The sequence below is a fragment of the Actinomyces faecalis genome (genome assembly GCF_013184985.2).
Lineage (GTDB): Bacteria > Actinomycetota > Actinomycetes > Actinomycetales > Actinomycetaceae > Actinomyces > Actinomyces faecalis.
Map to the genome: position 1 here is coordinate 1,391,466 of NZ_CP063418.1, position 18,867 is coordinate 1,410,332.

Below are 18,867 nucleotides of genomic sequence, written 5' to 3' on the forward strand. Positions count from 1 at the left end.
GCGCGTGCAGCGTTGCGTCACTGTCGCCGTGTCCGCAGGACCCGGCACCACGTCCACCAGGGAGAGAGGCAAGCATGGCTGACCGTGCACTGCGAGGCATGACCATCGGCGCGAAGTCGATGGAGTCTGAGGAGGGTGTGGAGTTCGCTGAGCGCCAGACCGTCACCTACGAGTGCCCGATGGCGCACCTGACCGTGGTGCCGATGTCGGTGGAGGCTGACGTGCCCCAGACCTGGGAGTGCGGCGAGTGCGGTCAGGTCGCCACCCTGCGCGGCGAGGAGGAGCCTGAGGACGAGGAGCCCAAGAAGGCTCCCCGCACCCACTGGGACATGCTCCTGGAGCGCCGCAGCCTGGATGAGCTCAAGGTCCTGCTCGACGAGCGTCTGGAGCTGCTGCGCTCCGGTGAGATCTACCGACAGCGCTTCTGAGGTCCCTGAGCCCCGTCGGGGCAGGCACGGTGGACGAGCGTGCCCGTGTCTGCCTGAGGCGCCTGCCGAGCGCTGGTCTCAGCGTCGCTTGCGACGCTCCGACCAGCGCTCGCGTGCGTCCATGAGGCTCGTCTCGGCACGCTGAGCGGCCTGGAGAGCCTGGCCCCCTCGCTTGAGCAGCCCCCACTTGGTGACCAGCCCCAGCTCCTCGGAGAGGATACCGCCAGAGAGCTTGGACTGACCGGCCTCCCGCTCGACGAAGGTGATCGGCATCTCGACGATCCGGCCACCGATCTGGTCCACGAGCAGCGTCATGTTGACCTGGAAGCCGTAGCCCAGCGCCTCGACCTTGCCCAGGTCCAGCCTGCGCAGCATCGAGGCACGGTAGACACGGAAGCCAGCGGTAGCGTCCTTGACCCGTAGTCCCAGCATCGCGTTGATGTAGAGGTTGCCGGCACGGGAGAGAGCCACGCGGCGCGCGTCCCAGCCCTGGGTCGCTCCGCCTGAGACCCAGCGTGAGCCGATGACGAGGTCAGGCTCGTCCGCCATCTCGGCACGCTGGATGAGCAGCGCCAGGTCCTGGGCGCGGTGGGAGCCGTCGGCGTCCATCTCCACGACCAGCTCGTAGCCGCTGGCCAGCGCCCAGGAGAACCCGGCCAGGTAGGCCGGCCCCAGACCCGCCTTGTCCTTGCGGTGCAGGACGTGGACGCGGTCGTCACGCTCGGCCCGGGCATCGGCAAAGGCACCCGTGCCGTCTGGGGAGGCGTCGTCGACGATGAGGACGTGGGCCTCGGGCACGGCTGCGCGCACACGGTCCAGGGCCTGGGGGATGGACTCGATCTCGTTGTACGTCGGGATGACGACGACGGTCTTCACGGCAGAACCTCCCACGGCTCGTCTCAGCGGCGCCGGCGACGACGGCGTCTGAGCCCTTCATGTGCACGACACAGGATACCGGTCAGGACGAGCACCGTGGCGCCAGCCAGGACGACACGCCCGGGCCAGGGCCCCAGGCGGTCCGCCAGCGTCACCGTCTGGCGCAGACCGACGTCAGCCACGAGCCAGGACCGGGTGAAGGGCTCGAGCTCCTGCTCGACCACGCCCTTGGGACTGATCACGGCCGTCAGTCCGACCGTGGAGACCTGGACGACGCTGCGCCCGTGCACCACCGCCTGGACCCGTCCCTGAGCCAGCTGCTGGGCCGCCTCTGACGAGCGGCCGAAGCTGGCGTTGTTGGTCGGGATGACGATGGCCTCGCCTCCCTCCGTCACCCCCTGGCGCAGGACGTCGTCGTAGGCGACCTCGAAGCAGATACCCATGGCCACGGTGACGTCACGGTCCCTGGCCGCAGCGTGCACGGTCAGGCTCGTGGGCCCGTCACCCGCAGCCATGTCGGTGCCGATCCGGTCGACCTGGCTCGTCACGCGCCGCAGGGCCTCGCGCCAGGGGACGTACTCGCCGAAGGGAACGGGACGGTGCTTGCGGTAGACCTCGCCGGCGCCCTGGCCCGGGACCCACACGATGACGTCGTTGTGACGCACCTGTCCCTCGTAGGCGACGGCGCCCACGAGCAGCGGGGCGCGCACCTGCTGCGCAGCGTGCTCGACCAGCACCGCCGCCGAGCTGTGCGTACGCGGGTCCAGGTCGGCGGCGTTCTCCGGCCAGACCACGAGGTCCAGGGAACCTGCCTCGACCTCGGACGCCATGTCGAGGGTCGCCTGGGCGTGGTTGCCCGTCACCTCCAGCGCCCTGGCGAAGACGTCATCCGCCGCTCGGGCGCTGTCGGCCACGTCACCCTGCACGGCACCGACCCGGATGGTGCCGTCCTGGGACGAGGAGTCCACCGGAAGCGCCACAGGGGCCAGGAGGAGGGCACCAGCGCCCGCTCCCGCCGCGACAGCGTGCAGGACACGCAGACGAGCGCCGGCCCGTACCGCCTCAGCCACGCACGCGGCGACGAGAGCGACCAGCAGGCTCAGGCCCACAGAGCCCCCGTAGGCCGCCACAGGCAGGACCGGGGCGTCAGCCATCGCGAAGGCCAGGCGTCCGAAGGGGAAGCCTCCCCACGGCCAGCTCGAGCGCAGCTCCTCCGCCCCGCACCACAGCACCGTGACAGCCAGGACGCGGCCGACCAGCGCACGCCATCCGTCCCCCTTCAGCACCGGGACCCGTGAGACCAGGGACCAGGCGATGGCCCAGGCCACGAGGTAGAGCGACTCCACCAGCGTCAGGCTCACCCACCCCAGGGGGTTGCCCATCGACACAGCGGTGAAGTGGAGCAGGGGCGTGAACAGACCGAGCCCGAGGAAGAGCCCGCGCAGACCTGCCTGTCCCCAGGTCGCCTGCCTCGTGGCGGCCATGATCCCGGCCAGCCCGAGGGGCACGGCCCACCAGGCGCCGACCGGTGGGAACCCGGCCCACACCACGACGCCGCAGGCCGCGGCCCACGCCCACCCGGCCAGGCGAGCGGGCCAGGAAGGTGCACGGCCAGCGCGTGCCACCTCAGCGCACCACCTTCCGTACCAGGCTCACCAGGCACGCGATCACCACGCCCACGGCCATGCCGAAGGCGAGGGCGGCGCCGGTTCCGGCCAGCCACGACAGCACCGGCTGGGCCGAGGCGCCTGCGGCGTGCTCAAGGAGGTGGTGGGGTCCGTCCAGTCCCAGCTCGGCGAGGTTGTGAGCCAGGATCTGGCCGCCGACCCAGGCCATCGCCACCGTTCCCACGATCCCGATGACGGTCAACAGTCCGGGTGCGGCCCTGACTATGGCCCGCCCGGCAGCACGCGCGGTCGTGCTGCGGCCCCGGTCAGCCAGGTGCACCCCGAGGTCGTCCACCTTGATCAAGGCCGCCACGAGCCCGTAGACAGCGAAGGTGATGAGCAACGCGATCATGACGAGCACGATGACGCGTCGCGACGAGGACTCCCCCTGGACCTCAGCCAGGGCCAGCAGCATGATCTCCGTGGACAGGACGAAGTCCGTCGTCACCGCCTGACGCACGACCGTGTCCTCGTCACGGGCCGGTGCCTCCTGCGCGTGGGCGCGCGAGGAGTGACAGAGCCTGTCCAGCACCTTCTCCCCCGCCTCGAGGCACAGGTAGGTCCCTCCTACCACCAGCGCGACAGGTAGCAGCGCCGGGGCCAGCCAGCTGACCACGAGCGCCACCGGCAGGATGACGAAGAGCTTGTTGCGCAGCGAGCCCTTTGCGATGCGCTTGATGATCGGCAGCTCGCGCTCGGCGGAGACACCGGTGACGTACTGAGGCGTGGCAGCGACGTCGTCGACCGCGGCCGCAGAGACCTTGGCGGAGGTCTTGACCGCCATCGTCGCCGTGTCGTCCAGGGTGGAGGCCGTGAGCCTGGCGAGGGTGGCGATATCGTCCAGGAGGGCGAGGAAACCAGACATGCCGGCAGGTTACAGCCCGGACCAGGCCACGACGCCGCGACTGACGTCCAGGCTCGCCTCGGCCGCCGTCCGCGACAGGGCGGCAACCTGGTCGCCCAGGGCCTGGTCGGACTGAGGATCGGGCTGGAGCGAGGCCAGCTGGCCCAGGACGTCGAGCAGCTGCTTGGCCCAGCGCACGAAGTCTCCGGCCGTCATGCCTGAGTCCGTGAGGACCTCGGCCAGGCTCGCGCCCTGGGCCCATGCCTGGACGCCTCCGGCCAGGGCCGGCTCGGCACCGCTGGAGACCTCCAGACGTGCCAGCGCCTCCAGGTCGTTGATCCTGCGCGAGACCGCCAGCTCCCGCCGCAGGCTGTCACCCAGCACCGAGCCTGGCGCTACCGGCAGCGACAGGCTCGCCACGCCGGCCCGTGGCTCGTAGACGCAGGCGCTCACCGCACCGGCGAGCTCGGAGGGCTCCAGCCCGCGCCACACCCCCTCGCGCAGGCACTGAGCGACGAGCAGGTCACGCTCGGCGTAGATCCGCGCCAGGACCTTGCCCGCCCCTGTCACGGCCAGCTCGCCCTCGGGACGGGCGGGATCAAGCGGCCTCACGTAGCCCAGGGTGACCAGCACCTGGCACACGGAGTCGAACAGGCGCGCAATGGTCCCTGTCCTTCGGTCGATCCGCTCGTTCAGGCGCTCGGCCTCCGCCTTGGTCCTGGACCACCGACGTCCCACTCGGGCGTGCTCCTCACGGTCGGGGCAGCCGTGACAGGGGTGAGATCGCATCGCGTCACGCAGACGCTCGATCTGCTCCGTGAGGCTGTCGGCCTCCTGCGAGCGGCCAGGACGGCGGCGCGGGCCTGCGTCCTCGAAGCCGCCGGTACGCATCCCCTCGACCAGGCACCCCACCAGCCGGTCACGGTCACGGGGCCGGCGTAGGTCGGTGTGAGGGCTCACCCTCAGCGACCCCACCCGTAGGACGCCGTCAGGCGTCGTGTCCGGGGTCAGGGTGTGGATCTTGGAGTCCTCTCCCACGACGGTGAGGTAGGGCGTGCCGGTGCGGTCGGTCCCGGTGTCCATGACGACGGCGTGACGCTGACGCCGCCCCCTGCGGAAGACGATGACCGTGCCGCGCGCCAGCCCCTCCATCTGACGTCCTGCCGCGGCCCGGCGCTGGAGGCGCTTGTCCCGTGACAGGTCGGCCTCCGCCTCGGCGAGGCGTGCGCGCAGGTCCGCGTACTCGCGGAAGTCCCCCAGCCGGCAACCCATCTGCTTCTCCAGCGCTCCTAGCGAGGCACGTGCGCGTCTGGCCTGCGCCGCGAGCTCGACGACCCCTCGGTCTGCCTGGAACTGGGCGAAGGAGGACTCCAGGACCTCACGGGCTCGCGAACGGCTCGTGCGGGCCAGGAGGTTGACCGCCATGTTGTAGGTGGGCCGGAAGGCGGAGACCAGCGGGTAGGTCCGGCGCGAGGCGAGGGAGGAGACGAAGGAGGGCTCGACGTCGTCGGCGGCCAGGACCACGGCGTGGCCCTCGACGTCGATACCGCGCCGCCCGGCCCGCCCGGTCAGCTGCGTGTACTCCCCGGGGGTCAGGGTGACGTGGGCGGAGCCGTTCCACTTGCGCAGCGACTCCAGGACCACCGTACGCGCAGGCATGTTGATCCCCAGCGCCAGGGTCTCGGTGGCGTAGACGACCTTGACGAGCCCGGCGCTGAAGAGCTCCTCGACCGTCTCCTTGAACACCGGTAGCAGCCCTGCGTGGTGAGCGGCGTAGCCCCGCTGGAGGGCATGGGCCCAGGAGTGGAAGCCCAGCACCCCGAGGTCGCCGGCCGGCACCTGCGCGGTGCGCCGGTCGATGACCTCACGGATGCGACGCGCCTCCTCCTGCGTGGTCAGGTCCACCCCTGCCGCCGAGAGCTGGGAGACTGCCTGCTCGCAGCCGGCGCGGGAGAAGACGAAGACGATCGCCGGCAGGAGGGCGGCCTGCTCCAGGGCGTCAACGACCGCCAGGCGCGAGGGCGGGCGCAGCCGGGCGCTGCGGGCACCGTCACGCCCACGGTGGGGCGCCCTCCAGCGGCGCGACGAGGCTCGGCCGCCTGCCGAGCTCGCGTACCGGCCCTGTCCTGCTCCCGCCGCGCCGCGACGGGCGTTGCGCACCGCCTTGAGAAGGTCCGGGTTGAGCGGGGGCTGGGCGCTGTGGCTCGCCTCCTGGCTCGCGTCCTCCAGGGCGACGGGGACGGAGTACAGGTCCAGCAGGCGCCGCCCCACCATCATGTGCTGGGTCAGGGGCACAGGACGGTGCTCAGAGACGACGACGGCGGTCCTGCCCCGCACCTGCCCCAGCCAGTCCCCGAGCTCCTCGGCGTTGGAGACCGTCGCGGACAGGGAGACGACCTGGACCTGCGGGTCCAGGTGGATGATGACCTCCTCCCACACCGGCCCGCGGAAGCGGTCTGCCAGGTAGTGGACCTCGTCCATGACGACGAAGCCGAGGCGGTCCAGGTCCCGCGAGCCGGAGTAGAGCATGTTGCGCAGGACCTCGGTGGTCATGACGACGACCTGTGCGTGAGGGTTGACCGAGGTGTCCCCGGTGAGCAGGCCGACCTTGTCCTGCCCGTGGCGGGCGACCAGGTCCAGGTACTTCTGGTTGGACAGGGCCTTGATCGGCGTGGTGTAAAAGGTCTTGAGGTCCTTGGCCAGACCGAGGAAGACGGCGAACTCCCCCACCACCGTCTTGCCGGCGCCCGTCGGCGCGGCCACGAGCACGCCCTCACCACGCTCCAGCGCCTGGCAGCCTGCGACCTGGAAGTCGTCAAGAGGAAAGTCGTAGCCGTCGGCGAAGCGGGCCAGCTCGGTCCTCGCGGCGGCAGCCCGGCGTCTGGCGGCGGCGAAACGTTCTGCTGGTGAGCTCATGGCCCCACCCTACGTGGGACCGGCGACACCTATCGGAGCCTGAGCCTCCTCGGCCGGTCAGCGGCGCGAGGGGACGATGACCCGTACCGCCTCCTGCACGGCCTCCAGCCTCAGCGGCAGGTCTGCGACCGGCTCGCCGTCGGCCATCGGGTGGGGCGGGCGGCGCAGGTCCTGCGGTCCCGACCAGGCCTCGATGGTCACCACCCGGCTGCGCTCGTGGTGGACGGCCGGGTGGTGCATGTGGGTGCCCTTGCGCAACCGGGCGAGGTGTCCCAGGAGCGAGGTGCGCGAGACAGGGTCCAGCCGGATGACGTCCAGCAGCCCGTCGACCGGGTCCGCGACAGGGACGATGTCCAGACCGCCTCCCAGGTACCGGGTGTTGGCCACGGCCAGAAGGACCGCTGCTCCCTCCCAGGTGCCGGCGTCCGTGGTGACGCGGTAGCCGTAGGGGGCCATGTGCCTGACCTCGTAGGGGATGGCACGCATGTAGCGCCCCTCTCCCGAGGGCCAGGACAGGGTGTTGGCCCTGGCGTTGACGGCCGCGTCGATCCCCGCCGAGACGACAGCGAGGCACCACTCGTGCTCGTCCGGCACCGGCGTGCCGTCGGGCCGGGTGGCGTGGACGGCGTCGAGCGCCACGACCTTAGCCCCCTCCTGGTCCGTCAGCGCCAGGTGGATCAGGCGGACCGCCGCCGCGACGTCGCGGGCCTGGAGGCCCAGGTGACGGGCGATGTCGTTGCCGGTGCCCACCGGCACGATGCCCAGCGGCACCGGCGTTGACGCCACGACGTCCAGGCCCAGGTGCACGGTGCCGTCACCGCCGATGACGACGAGGGCGTCGAGCCCGGCCCGGTCCTCGAGCAGCGCCGTCGCCGCGCGGCGGGTAGCGTCATAGCTCTCTCCGGCCGCCACGAGCACCTCGTAGCCCAGACGCTCCAGCGTCCAGCGGGCGATCTCAGCGGCGTCGGTGAAACGGCCCTTGCCGGAGGTCGGGTTGGCGACGAGGCCCAGGCGCAGGTGGGTCCCGGGATCCAGGGGCCGCAGGAAGGGAGAGGGGGTGGGGACTGAGGGCACGGCGGCTAGCTCTCAGCCAGGGCAGCGTCGAGCTCGGCGTCCAGCGCCGCGCGCTTCTTCTCCACGCGCTTGTCGTGAGCGACGGACAGGCCGCAGGCACCGAAGTACAGCCCGCAGATCGGGATCGCCATGAGGACCATCGACCAGGGGTCGGGCAGCGGGTTGACCACGGCCATGAAGGCGAAGATGCCCACCACCGCCCAGCGCCAGCCCTTGAGCATGGTCCGGCCCTTCATCAGCCCCAGGCGGTTGAGGCCCACCATCACCTCGGGCAGGAGGAAGGCCACGCCGAAGGCGAGGATGATCCTCATGACGAAGGAGAAGTAGGAGGAGTACTGCAGCAGCCCGGCGGTGTCCGTGGGAAGGAAGCCCAGCATGATCGACACCGCGTGGGGCATGATCGCGATGCCCAGCGCCACGCCGCAGGCGAAGAGCACCAGTCCGGACAGCCCGAAGGCCCAGGTGTAGCGCTTCTCCTTACGGGTCATCCCCGGACCCACGTAGGCCCAGAACTCGTACATCCACAGCGGTGAGGACAGCAGCAGCCCCAGCCACAGGGACATGCGGAGCTTGAGGTCGAAGGCACCCAGAACCGTGTCAAAGTTCATGTTGACGGAGTAGCCCTGGTCCTGTGCGACCCGCAGCGGGTGGATAAGGACCTGGAAGCACCAGTCATAGAGGAGGTAGCCCGCGACCGCACCGATGATGACACCGATGGCTGAGATGAACAGCCGGTTGCGTGCCTCCCGCAGGTGGTCGCCGATGGACATGACCGCGTCAGGGTTGTCCTTGCGGCGGGTCTTGGTGACCCTCGGCAGCTTGGGCATGCCGATCTCCTCACTCCTACGGGGACGACGAACAGCGCTCCACGTCCGTCAGCCGATGCTCACGGCTGACGGACGCGGGTCGCCGAGGACCTCAGGCCTGGGGCGTGGTCCCGTCAACGTTCTGCTGCGGGGCAGCCTGACCCGGCTGGGTCGGCTCGGTGTAGTAGGTGCCCTGCTGGGGCTGCTGGATCTGGGCCGGAGGCTGAGGAGTCACAGGCTCGTCCTCCTCGCGCAGCTCCTTGACCTCCTTCTTGAAGACCTTCATGGACTGGCCGAGGCTGCGAGCGATCTCGGGGAGCTTGCCAGCGCCGAAGATGAGGAGGACGAGGACGAGAAGCACGATCCAGTGCCAGGGCTTGAAGGCTCCCATGATGTTGCCCTACTTCCGTGTAGACAGGCGATGAGCGGACTGAACGGGTCGAGTCTAGCCGTAGGGCGGACCGCGTCCAGCACGCGTTCGTCCGTGTTCCCCCGTCGGCGTAGGCAGCGCACGGGATCCTCAAGCGGCTCAGTCCCTCACGCCGAGCGTGTCGTCCGCGGCCAGCGCGCGCCGTGCGGCCTCGGCCGCGCGCTGTGCCAGCCCGGGCGGCTCGACCCCTCGAAGGTGGCGTCCGCAGGACAGCACGAGGCCAGTCAGCCACTGGTCGTCCCGGCCCGCGACGACGACGGCGAGCGTGCCGTCCTCGCCCTGCGTCACCGACTCGCACGGCACCTGCTCGGTCAGCCAGCGTCCGCGAGGGTCGAGGTAGAGGGTCGCGCGTCGCTGACGTGTGTCAGCCTTCTCACGTTCCCGACGTGCTGCCCGGGCGCGCGGGCTACGGGCCACCCGGTGCGCCGCGGCGGGGACGTCGAGGACCTCGGCCTCCAGGACGCGGTCGAGCCGGAAGCTGCGCTCGTCCCGGGCCCGCAGGCACCAGGCACGCAGGTACAGGTACGAGCCGTCCGACTCCAGCTCCTCCGGGTCGACCTCACGCTCGGTGCGTCGGTCGGCGGCGTCCACGTAGACCAGCCGCAGCCGGCGGCGGCTGGCCAGCGCCTGACGCACCACGGCCAGGGCGGCAGGCCCCGGCAGCTCCTCAGCCGCCTCGTGGCCCTGGTCGGAGGTCACCACCCGGGCGTGACCGAGCAGGCCGGCCAGCGCCTGCTCCGCACGCTGGAGCTGGGCGCGTGAGCGCGGGTCCTCCTCCAGCAGGGACGCCAGGACCCGCAGCGAGAGCCGCAGCGCCCGTGCCTCCCCGCTCGTCAGCCGCAGCGGCTGGTCCAGACCGAGCGAGGTCGTCAGCCGCAGCCTGCCCTCCTCCAGCTCCAGGGCGTCGAAGTCCACGAGCTCGTCCGGCATGGCGTCGCGGGGACCGGACACCCACAGCGCCTCGACGTCACGAGTGATCGTCTCCACGCTCACACCAAAGTGCCTGGCCGCCTCCTCGACCGTGGCCCCGGGGTTGGCCGCCACCCAGGCAGGGAGCGCGAGCAGGCGCAGCAACCGGTCAGCCGCGTTCGGGCGTCCCATCAGCGTTCCTCCTGCCGCACCGCGTCCGTGCTCGCCTGCTGGCTACCTGCCAGCGCTGCCGCGCCCCGCAGGTGCTCACGGACCAGGTCGTGGAGCCCTGCCGGCTCCAGCACGAGCACGCCGTCGCCCAGGGCTGCCAGGGAGCCGGCGAAGGAGAAGAGGTCGTCATAGCCCACGCGCACGACGTCGTACCCCTCGACCCGACGCTCCTGGCGCTGCGCGCGGGCGCGCAGCGCCAGGCCCCGCCCTGGGCGCAGCGCCAGGACCGCGCTGTGCCCACGGTCCTGGCGCGGCTCAGCCGGCTCGAAGGCGCCGGGGCCGGTGAGCACCTCGACCCCGCCGCTCAGACGTGCCAGCCGGAAGGTACGGCGCTCGCCCGCTTGCCTGTCACGTCCCTCCAGGTACCAGGCGCCCTCGCGCATCCACAGTCTCTCCGGCTCGACCGTGCGTCGGCGCCGGTGTCCGGAGGAGGCCGAGGTGTAGTCGAAGGCCACCACCCGGCGCTCGTCGACGGCGGCGGCCAGCTCTGCCGGGACCTCACGACCAGCCAGGTCCACGGTGAGGTCGGTCAGCGCGCCGGTCTCCTGGGTCCCGCCCTCGCCCTGGGAGCCGGACACCGCTCGTAGCTTGGTCAGTGCTCTCCTGGCCGCCGCAGGGAGCTCGCCGTCGCGCCAGGCGGAGGCCGCCAGCTCGATCGCCGCCGCCTGCTCGGCGTCCAGGCGCAGCGGAGGCAGGGCGTAGGAGTCCTCGTCCACCCGGTAGCGGGGCTGCGTGTCCGGGCCGGTGACGAGGATCGGCACGCCCAGGGCGCGCAGCTCGTTCTTGTCGCGCTCAAACATCCGGCGCGCCGACTCGCCGGCCTCAGGGTCGTAGCCCTCGACGCGCGTGACGACCTCTGTGGCGCTCAGACCTGTCTGCGTGGCGCGCAGGGCCAGCAGGAGGTTGATCTGCCTCTCCTCGGCGCGGACGTGGGGGCTCGTGGTCACGGGATCAGCCTAGGCTGGGTCCGTGATGTGGCGCGACGGCGAGGTGCTCGGGCAGCGGCGGGTGTGGGGACGGCCCCCTCGGCGCTGTGCCGAGCTGAGCGTGCGCCTGACGGCAGCCCCTGTCGGCGCCCTGGCGCTCCCTGCCGGGCAGGACGTCCGTGCGGTGGCCTACGAGCAGGTGACCGGCCTTCCTGGGCCGGGCGAGCACGTCAGGCTCGAGGTCTCCGCGCTGGCGCGTGGGCTCGGGACGGGCGGGCACGCCATGGTCAGCGCCCGCCTGGAGGTGCTGCCTGAGGACTCCCCCGCCCCCGGCCACCTGGTCAAGGCGCGGTACATGCCTGACCAGGTCATGGTCCAGGGCGTGGACGAGCAGGGGACGGCGCACCACGACCTGCTCTCCGCCCCGGCCGGCGCGCTGGGCCTGGAGGGCATGCCCGTCGTCGTCGCGGACCTGCACTCCAGCCTGCCTGCAGTCCTGGCAGGCCTGGCCTGCCCGACCGGGTCCGCGGTCCTGGTCCCCGTCCGGCAGCGTCCACGCACCGTCTACGTCATGACCGACGGCGGTGCGCTGCCTGCGGCCTACTCCCGCGCGGTCGCCGGGCTCAGCCAGGCAGGGTGGCTCGCGGGGACGGTCACCTGCGGCCAGGCGTGGGGCGGGGACCTGGAGGCGGTCAGCCTCCACAACGCCCTGCTCGCCGCGAGGCACGTGCTGGGGGCCGAGGTCGCCGTCGTCATCCAGGGCCCGGGCAACCTCGGTACGGACACCCCCTGGGGCTTCTCCGGGGTGGCCTGTGGGGAGGCGGTCAACGCCGCCGCGGTCCTGGGCGGACGAGCGGTGGCCTGCCTGCGCGTCTCGCAGGCGGACGCGCGTGAGCGCCACCAGGGGGTCTCCCACCACAGCCTGACGGCCTTTGGCAGGGTGGCTCTGGCCGACGCCGACGTCGTCGTGCCCGTCCTGGACGGCGAGCTCGGCGTGCAGGTGCGCTCCCAGGCCGAGGCGCTGTGCGCCCCTCGCCGTGAGGGACGCCGCCACCGTCTGGTCACCGTGCCCGCTGACGGCCTGCTCCCGGCCCTGGGCGAGGTCGAGGCCGCCACCGGCGTGCGCCTGTCCACCATGGGACGTGGTCTGGAGGAGGACACCGCGGCCTTCGTCACCGCGGCAGCCGCCGGTCGGTACGCGGCTGACCTTGTCGGTGGGGTGCACTAACCTGAGGCCATGACCCATGATGTCAAGACCTTTGAGTCTCTGTTCGCCGAGCTGTCCGAGAAGGCCGCGTCCCGTCCTGAGGGCTCGGGCACGGTCGCTGAGCTGGACAAGGGCGTGCACTTCATCGGCAAGAAGCTGGTGGAGGAGGCGGCTGAGTCCTGGATGGCCTGCGAGCACGAGTCGGACGAGGCCGCCTGCGAGGAGATCAGCCAGCTGCTCTACCACGCGCAGGTCATGATGATCGCCAAGGGCTATACCCTGGCGGACGTCTACAGGTACCTGTGACCTGTCGTCCGCTCCCCACCTGACCTCCCGACACCCCGGAGAACACCACCGTGCTGCGTATCGCCGTGCCCAACAAGGGCTCCCTGTCCGAGCCCGCCACCACCATGCTCAAGGAGGCGGGCTACCGTACCCGCCGCACCGGCCGTGAGCTCGTCCTCATCGACGAGGCCAACGAGGTCGAGCTGTTCTTCCTGCGCCCGCGTGACATCGCCGTCTACGTGGGTCAGGGAACGGTCCATGCCGGGATCACCGGGCGCGACCTGCTCCTGGACTCCGGCGTCGAGGCCGTGGAGCACCTGGCTCTGGGCTTCGCGCGCTCGACCTTCCGCTTTGCCGCCCCCGCCGGCACCATGAGCTCGCTGGATGACGTGACCGGCAAGCGGGTGGCCACCTCCTACGACGTCCTGGTCCGTGACTTCCTGGCCGCCCAGGGGATCGAGGCCACCACCGTCCACCTGGACGGCGCGGTGGAGTCCTCCGTCCAGCTGGGCGTAGCCGATCTCATCGCCGACGTCGTCGAGACCGGCACGACGCTACGTGCCGCCGGACTGGAGGTCTTCGGCGAGCCCATCCTCACTAGCGAGGCCGTGCTCATCACCACGCAGGCCTACCGCGACGAGCCCGGCCTGGCCACGCTCGTGCGCCGGCTGGAGGGCGTCATGCGGGCGCGCTCCTACGTCCTCATCGACTACGACGTGCGTATGAACGACCTGCACCTGGCCACGGCGATCACGCCAGGACTGGAGTCCCCGACGGTCTCCCCCCTCCAGAACCCGGACTGGGTCGCGGTGCGGTCGATGGTGCCGCGCGCGGACATGAACCGCGTCATGGACGAGCTCTACGAGGTCGGTGCGCGCGCCATCCTCGTCTCCTCGCTCCTGGCCTGCCGGCTGTAGCGCACCGACCTGCTGCCTCCTAGACCAGCGGGTCGCACACCGACCGGAGGCTGGGAGCAGCGCCGGTGAGCAGGTCATGATCGTCCAGGAAGGCGATCATGGCCGCCACCTGCTCGTCTGAGACCGACCCGGTGCTGGTGCTCGAGCCAGCAGGGGCGACCAGCTCGGCGGTGGCCACGGCCACGGCCCGGGCGTTCGCGGCCTGGTCGGCGTCCACGAGGTCGCTCACGTACGCCTTGGTCGCCTCGACCGCGCCGTCCGGGTCAGCGACGAAGGACTCCATGCCGGAGACACTGGCTGCCACCGCCGCAGCCAGCTCCTCACGGCGGGCCCCGAGAACCTCCGGCGTGGTCACCAGGCTCGCGCCGACCAGCGGCACCTCCTCCGCGACGGCCAGGGTGCGCACGGGTGTGCCGGCCAGGCTGATCTGGACGGCGTCGTTGTTGCTGAAACCGACGATGGCGTCCACCTTCCCCGTCACCAGGGCCGCCTGCTGGGTGTAGCCGATCTCCTGGACCTCAAGGTCGGACTCGCTCAGGCCGGCGCTGTCCAGGGCGACCTGGAGGGCGAACCAGTTCTCCCCGAAGCGACCCGGCAGCCCCACCGTCCGGCCCGCCAGGTCTGCCAGGCTGCTGATCTGGGAGTCCTCGGGCACGATGACGCAGCCCGGGTAGGCCTGGTAGTAGCCGCCGACGACGACGAGCCCGGCCCCGCCCGAGGCCGCCACGACCGCCTCGTCGGCCCCGGCGACGACGAGCTGCTCGGTGCCGGCCAGCAGGGCGTCGAACAGCCCTTCCTGGGCACCGTGGTGACGCAGGGTGACGGACTCGGCGTACCGCCCCTGGTGCGCGGCCATGTAGAAGGGAGCGAACTGGACGTTAGGCGTGTAGCTCATGCCGATGGTCAGGCCCGAGGACCCAGCGTCCTTACCGGCGGCCACGCCGGAGGCGCCTGAAGCCCGTGAGCGGGCGGCGGTTCCTGAGGAGCAGGCGGCCAGCACTCCCGTGGCGCTGGCGACGGTTGCCAGGTGGATGAGGTGGCGTCGGCTGAGGGTGGTCATGTCAGGCTCCTGTGAGGTTGTCGGTGAAGGGGAGCAGAATGAGGGTGGGTGGGACGCGGGAGGAGCAGGGGGTGAGGCGCTGCAGGCCTGGTGCCTCCAGGCAGGCTCAGGTGGCACGTCGGCCGCGCATTGAGTCCACCACACGGCTGCGCCTCTCGGCCTCGTGCAGGCACCAGTGGATGGACATCGCCATGACGCACAGCAGCGCGATGGTCGAGAACAGGCCGGCTGTGTCGACGGCGTCACGCTGGTGGGACAGGACCATGCCCAGGCCCTGGCCTCCCATCGTCATCTCACCGACGACAGCGCCCGTGACCGACAGCGTGAAGCCTGTACGCAGCCCGGACAGGATCGCTGGCAGTGCCATCGGCAGCTCCATGCGCGTCACCATGGACAGACCGTGAGCCCCGTCCAACCGCGCCGCGTCCAGGACGTCGGTGTCCAGACCGCGCAGTCCCAGCAGCACCGTGACGGTGATGGGGAAGAACACCATCAGCGTGCACAGGAGCACCACCGGCAGCGTGCCGTAGCCGATCCACAGCACGAGCAGCGGGGCGATGGCGATCGCCGGCACGGCCTGTGAGGCCGCCACGTAGGGCAGGACCGTGTGTGAGAAGCGGGGCCAGTGGAACAGCGCCCAGGCCAGCGGCAGGGACAGGCAGGTGGCCGTCAGGCACCCCAGCAGGGCCTCGCGCATCGTCACCCAGGCGTAGCCAGCCAGCCCGCCCTGGGTCAGCGCGAGCCACAGCCTCCGGGCGACGTCCTGGGGAGCGGGCAGAAAGACCTTGGGCACCCACCCGCTCACGCCTACCAGCCACCACGCAGCCACGAGCACCACGCCCAGCGCCAGGGCGGGCACCGGGGTCGGCACACGCACGGACGAACGGCGTGTCACGGTCAGTGGCATGGCAGCAGCTCCCGGGTCCTGTCCCGGGGCGCCTCCCCGGGACGGCTCCGGGGTGATGCAGGAAAGCCGCTCAGGCCTGCCGGACGCACGGTGGGCGACGCCGTCCCCACCGCGTGACGCGGCGGGCGCCGGGTACCGAGCGCCTCGTGCTTCCTCCCATCCGGACTCTCACCGTCGGTGCTGGAGTTCCACCAGCTCAGCCGTGTCCGTGCCCCGGCGGGGCACGAGCACGGGTCGCGGACTGTTACCGCCGGCTCGGACTTTCACCGACCCCGGAGCACGTTGCTTGGACAGACCCTATCCTCGTGGCGCAGCCAGGGCAACTGCCTCGTCAAACTCCTGCGCCACCTCAGGCGCAGGCTGGTGCGTGAGCGAGACTCCCACCGCTACGGCGAGGTTGGCGAGGAACCCGGGCAGGATCTCGTAGAGCTCAAAGATCCCTCCGGACAGGTTGCCCCACACCATGACCACGACGGCGCCGGTGACCATGCCGGCGAAGGCTCCCACCGTGGTCAGGCGCCTCCAGTACAGCGACAGCAGGACGGTCGGGCCGAAGGACGCACCGAACCCGGCCCAGGCGAAGGCGACGAGGGCCAGGATGGTGTCGTTGCGCTCCCAGGCCAGCAGCGCGGCCACGGTCGCGATGGCGGCCACGCTCATGCGTGAGTAGAGCACCAGCCTGCCACCGGTCACCTTCCTCCTGGTGACCACTCCGTAGAGGTCCTCGATGAGGGCCGAGGAGGTCACGAGGAGCTGGGAGGCGACCGTGGACATGATGGCCGCCAGGATCGCTGACAGGAGGAGGCCGGCGATCAGCGGGTGGAACAGGAGCTGGCCCAGCGCGAGGAACACGGCCTCCGGCTCCGCCAGCGCCGCGGGATCACGGTGGTACTGCGCCACTCCCACCACCGCCGTGGCACACGCACCGCCGACCGCGAAGAGCATCCAGCCGATGCCGATGCGGCGGCCGGCCCTGGCCTCCTGTGCGCTGCGGATCGCCATGAAGCGCACGATGATGTGCGGCTGCCCGAAGTAGCCCAGGCCCCATGCCAGTGAGGAGATGACGCCTACCACGGTGACGGAGGGACCGATCATCGCCCAGTAGCCGGGGTCGACCTCGTGCACGGTCTCCATGACCTGGGCCGGGCCTCCCAGCGCCATGACGCCTACCACCGGCACCATGACCAGGGCGGCCACCATCATCAGCCCCTGGACGAAGTCGGTGTAGGACACCGCCAGGAAGCCGCCGACCAGGGTGTAGACCACCGTGATCGCAGCGACGAGAACCATCCCGAGGTGGTAGTCCATGCCGAAGGAGTTCTCGAAGAAGACGCCCCCGGCCACCATGCCGGAGGAGACGTAGAAGGTGAAGTAGACCAGGATGATGATGCCGCTGGCCCAGCGCAGCAGGTGGCGGTCGTCATGGAGACGGTTGTCAAGAAAGCTCGGGATCGTGATGGAGTTCCTGGCGACCTCGGTATAGCTGCGCAGCCGCGGGGCCACGTACCTCCAGTTCAGCCACGCCCCCACCGTCAGGCCGATGGCGATCCAGGACTCCACGAGACCAGAGACGTACAGGGCGCCGGGCAGACCCATCAGGAGCCAGCCGGACATGTCCGAGGCCCCGGCGCTGAGGGCGGCGACCCAGGGACCCAGGCCACGTCCGGCGAGCATGTAGTCGTCCAGGTCGTGGTTGCGTCCGTAGGCCCAGCCGCCGATGGCCAGCATGCCCACGAAGTAGATAATCATGGCAATGGCCTGGTAGGTCGCGTCAGTCATGGCTACATCCTTGTCTGCCGTCGGGAGGGGGTGACCGGCAGGCTACAGGACGATAGTCCCTCTTGCTAGGGCAAGGACGACGGCGCCCGCCCAGTCCTCGTCATGCGTCAGCGAGACCAGCCAGCGCGGGCCCTTACCCTCCGCCGACGACACGGAGGCCGCCATGGCACGTGAGACCTCGCCCGTCAGACGCAGGACGGGGCGGTGCCAGCGGTCGCTGAGGACCTCGATCTCCCGCCAGTCCACCTCCTCAGGCGCCAGAACCGGAGCCACTGCCCGGCCGGCCACCGTGCAGGCCGCCTGGGACCAGGCCTTGACGCAGGCCTCCTTGGCCGCCCAGCGCGCCGCCAGGTGCTCCGCCTCGTCCGAGCCGGTCTCCTGGGCCCGACGCAGTACCTCACGTCGTTCCCTCGCCGTGAAGGCGCGCTCGGCGAGCACGGTCCCTGGCTGGGTGAGCTGCGCGGCCAGGGTGGGGACGTGAACGAGGTCCGTCCCCACCCCGAGGACCTGTCCGTCCGGCACTGGGACGCCGGGCAGGTGCGGGCCCAGGCCTCAGCCCTCGACCTGTGCCTGTTTGTCTGCCGCCGCGCTGGCGGCCCGCTCACAGACGTGCGTGAAGGAGCAGCCGGTGCCGGCAGCGGCATAGGCGGCCAGCAGCCCTTCGACCAGCGGGGCCGGACTGACAACCGCACGCTCTGCCAGCTCCGGCCCGATCAGCTCCAGCGCCATCTGGGCGCTCATGACCCCGCTGCCCACGTCTGCCAGGACCAGGACGCCCTCGCCGTCGTCAACGGCCTCGATCGCGGCCACGACATCGGTGGGGTCCGTGCCCAGACCTCCGTCCGGCGTCCCGGCAGCGATCTGGAGACGCACCTCCAGGCCTGGTACGAGCCCAGCCACCAGGGCCACTGCCGCCTCGGCGAGTGGGCGGGAGTGGGAGACGACGACGATCCCGCTCATGCGTCCTGCTCCTGGTCCTGGTCTGGGACAGCCTGGGCGGCCTCAGCCAAAGCCTGGAGGATCAGGGCGGTCGAGGCCGCACCCGGGTCGATATGACCGACCGAGCGCTCCCCCAGGTAGGAGGCGCGGCCCTTGGTCGCCAGCATCGACTCCGTGGCTGCCCGGCCCGCCTCGGCGGCACGGGCGGCCGCAGCCGTGCCCGCCACCAGGTCCGTCTCACCCTGCAACGCTTCGAGGGCGGGCAGCCAGGCGTCAAGCATGGTCTTCTCCCCCGCCTGGGAGCGGCCCCGGGCCTGGATGCCGGCTGTGCCGGCTCCCACCGCCCGGCCCAACGCCGCCAGATCGAGCTGCGAGCACTCCCCGCACTCGGCGGCCATGCGCAGGAAGAACGTGCCGTACAGCGGGCCGGAGGCGCCTCCGATGGTGGAGATCAGGGTCATCGCGACCTTCTTGAGCACCTGCGCGGGCGTGGTCAGGGCGGGATCATCCATGGCCTGCACCGCCGCCTGGAAGCCGCGGCGCATGTTGGCCCCGTGGTCAGCGTCGCCGACGGCGGCGTCGAGCTCGGTGAGCTCATGCTCGTTGGCGGCTACCAGCTTCCCGGCCCGACTGATCCACTCCCGCACCGCCTGTGCGTCTAGCATC

Annotated in this window: 19 protein-coding genes and 1 riboswitch; of the genes, 4 read left to right on the forward strand and 15 right to left on the reverse strand. The window is 71.1% G+C overall.

The genetic code is table 11. The features are described from left to right. Positions 1–74: 74 nt before the first annotated feature. On the forward strand, positions 75–428 hold the full coding sequence (locus tag HRL51_RS05935) for an RNA polymerase-binding protein RbpA (protein WP_024035943.1): 354 nt from the start codon (positions 75–77) through the stop codon (positions 426–428). A 78-nt stretch (positions 429–506) separates the two neighbouring features. Here the strand turns inward: HRL51_RS05935 and HRL51_RS05940 are convergent, their stop codons facing one another. The 9 genes from HRL51_RS05940 to HRL51_RS05980 form a co-directional block, all read right to left on the reverse strand. Next, positions 507–1,304: a polyprenol monophosphomannose synthase gene (locus HRL51_RS05940; protein WP_172192581.1), complete on the reverse strand. Its 798-nt coding sequence runs from the start codon at positions 1,302–1,304 to the stop codon at positions 507–509. Between the two features lie 23 nt (positions 1,305–1,327). Next, on the reverse strand, positions 1,328–2,929 hold the full coding sequence (gene lnt / locus HRL51_RS05945) for an apolipoprotein N-acyltransferase (protein WP_172120046.1): 1,602 nt from the start codon (positions 2,927–2,929) through the stop codon (positions 1,328–1,330). A 1-nt stretch (position 2,930) separates the two neighbouring features. Next, a complete protein-coding gene (locus HRL51_RS05950) occupies positions 2,931–3,836 on the reverse strand; it encodes a DUF808 domain-containing protein (RefSeq protein WP_172192583.1) in 906 nt (301 codons plus the stop codon). Between the two features lie 9 nt (positions 3,837–3,845). Then, the gene (locus tag HRL51_RS05955) at positions 3,846–6,731 is read right to left on the reverse strand and encodes a DEAD/DEAH box helicase (protein ID WP_172192585.1); all 2,886 of its coding nucleotides are present in this window, start codon (positions 6,729–6,731) and stop codon (positions 3,846–3,848) included. A 57-nt stretch (positions 6,732–6,788) separates the two neighbouring features. Then, positions 6,789–7,748 (reverse strand): diacylglycerol/lipid kinase family protein, encoded by a 960-nt coding sequence (locus HRL51_RS05960; protein ID WP_172120189.1) that lies wholly within the window; start codon positions 7,746–7,748, stop codon positions 6,789–6,791. A 62-nt stretch (positions 7,749–7,810) separates the two neighbouring features. Continuing rightward, complete coding sequence (gene tatC, locus HRL51_RS05965; protein WP_172120049.1) at positions 7,811–8,632, reverse strand: twin-arginine translocase subunit TatC; 822 nt, start codon at positions 8,630–8,632, stop codon at positions 7,811–7,813. A gap of 91 nt (positions 8,633–8,723) precedes the next feature. Then, positions 8,724–9,002, reverse strand: a complete 279-nt coding sequence (gene tatA / locus HRL51_RS05970) for a Sec-independent protein translocase subunit TatA (protein ID WP_172120050.1) — start codon at positions 9,000–9,002, stop codon at positions 8,724–8,726. Positions 9,003–9,140: 138 nt separating this feature from the next. Beyond that, the gene (locus tag HRL51_RS05975) at positions 9,141–10,142 is read right to left on the reverse strand and encodes a helix-turn-helix transcriptional regulator (RefSeq protein ID WP_172120051.1); all 1,002 of its coding nucleotides are present in this window, start codon (positions 10,140–10,142) and stop codon (positions 9,141–9,143) included. Next, complete coding sequence (locus tag HRL51_RS05980) at positions 10,142–11,128, reverse strand: helix-turn-helix transcriptional regulator (protein WP_244960114.1); 987 nt, start codon at positions 11,126–11,128, stop codon at positions 10,142–10,144. The genes HRL51_RS05975 and HRL51_RS05980 overlap by 1 nt, the downstream gene beginning before the upstream one ends. 22 nt (positions 11,129–11,150) lie before the next feature. Between HRL51_RS05980 and HRL51_RS05985 the strand changes: the two genes are divergently transcribed. Genes HRL51_RS05985 through hisG form a run of 3 tightly spaced genes read left to right on the forward strand, consistent with a single transcriptional unit; the run spans position 11,151 to position 13,516 of the window. Continuing rightward, positions 11,151–12,335 (forward strand): DUF3866 family protein, encoded by a 1,185-nt coding sequence (locus HRL51_RS05985; protein ID WP_172192587.1) that lies wholly within the window; start codon positions 11,151–11,153, stop codon positions 12,333–12,335. Between the two features lie 9 nt (positions 12,336–12,344). Then, positions 12,345–12,620 (forward strand): phosphoribosyl-ATP diphosphatase, encoded by a 276-nt coding sequence (locus tag HRL51_RS05990; protein ID WP_172120053.1) that lies wholly within the window; start codon positions 12,345–12,347, stop codon positions 12,618–12,620. A 50-nt stretch (positions 12,621–12,670) separates the two neighbouring features. Beyond that, a complete protein-coding gene (hisG, locus tag HRL51_RS05995; protein WP_172120054.1) occupies positions 12,671–13,516 on the forward strand; it encodes an ATP phosphoribosyltransferase in 846 nt (281 codons plus the stop codon). 19 nt (positions 13,517–13,535) lie between these two features. Here the strand turns inward: hisG and HRL51_RS06000 are convergent, their stop codons facing one another. The 6 genes from HRL51_RS06000 to dhaL form a co-directional block, all read right to left on the reverse strand. Further along, entirely contained in the window at positions 13,536–14,576 is a 1,041-nt protein-coding gene (locus HRL51_RS06000; protein WP_172192589.1) for an ABC transporter substrate-binding protein, read from the reverse strand. Between the two features lie 106 nt (positions 14,577–14,682). After that, a complete protein-coding gene (locus HRL51_RS06005) occupies positions 14,683–15,483 on the reverse strand; it encodes an ABC transporter permease (protein WP_172120056.1) in 801 nt (266 codons plus the stop codon). Positions 15,484–15,626: 143 nt separating this feature from the next. Further along, positions 15,627–15,767: riboswitch (FMN riboswitch) on the reverse strand. A 13-nt stretch (positions 15,768–15,780) separates the two neighbouring features. Further along, the gene (gene putP / locus HRL51_RS06010) at positions 15,781–17,262 is read right to left on the reverse strand and encodes a sodium/proline symporter PutP (RefSeq protein ID WP_172120057.1); all 1,482 of its coding nucleotides are present in this window, start codon (positions 17,260–17,262) and stop codon (positions 15,781–15,783) included. Positions 17,263–17,304: 42 nt separating this feature from the next. Further along, on the reverse strand, positions 17,305–17,784 hold the full coding sequence (acpS, locus tag HRL51_RS06015; protein ID WP_244960115.1) for a holo-ACP synthase AcpS: 480 nt from the start codon (positions 17,782–17,784) through the stop codon (positions 17,305–17,307). 30 nt (positions 17,785–17,814) lie between these two features. After that, positions 17,815–18,222 carry a dihydroxyacetone kinase phosphoryl donor subunit DhaM gene (gene dhaM / locus HRL51_RS06020; RefSeq protein ID WP_172192591.1) on the reverse strand — a complete coding sequence of 136 codons (408 nt, stop codon included), beginning with the start codon at positions 18,220–18,222 and terminating at the stop codon, positions 17,815–17,817. Then, positions 18,219–18,866, reverse strand: coding sequence for a dihydroxyacetone kinase subunit DhaL (gene dhaL / locus HRL51_RS06025; RefSeq protein WP_172192714.1), 648 nt, complete (start codon positions 18,864–18,866; stop codon positions 18,219–18,221). The genes dhaM and dhaL overlap by 4 nt, the downstream gene beginning before the upstream one ends. Position 18,867 lies beyond the last annotated feature (1 nt).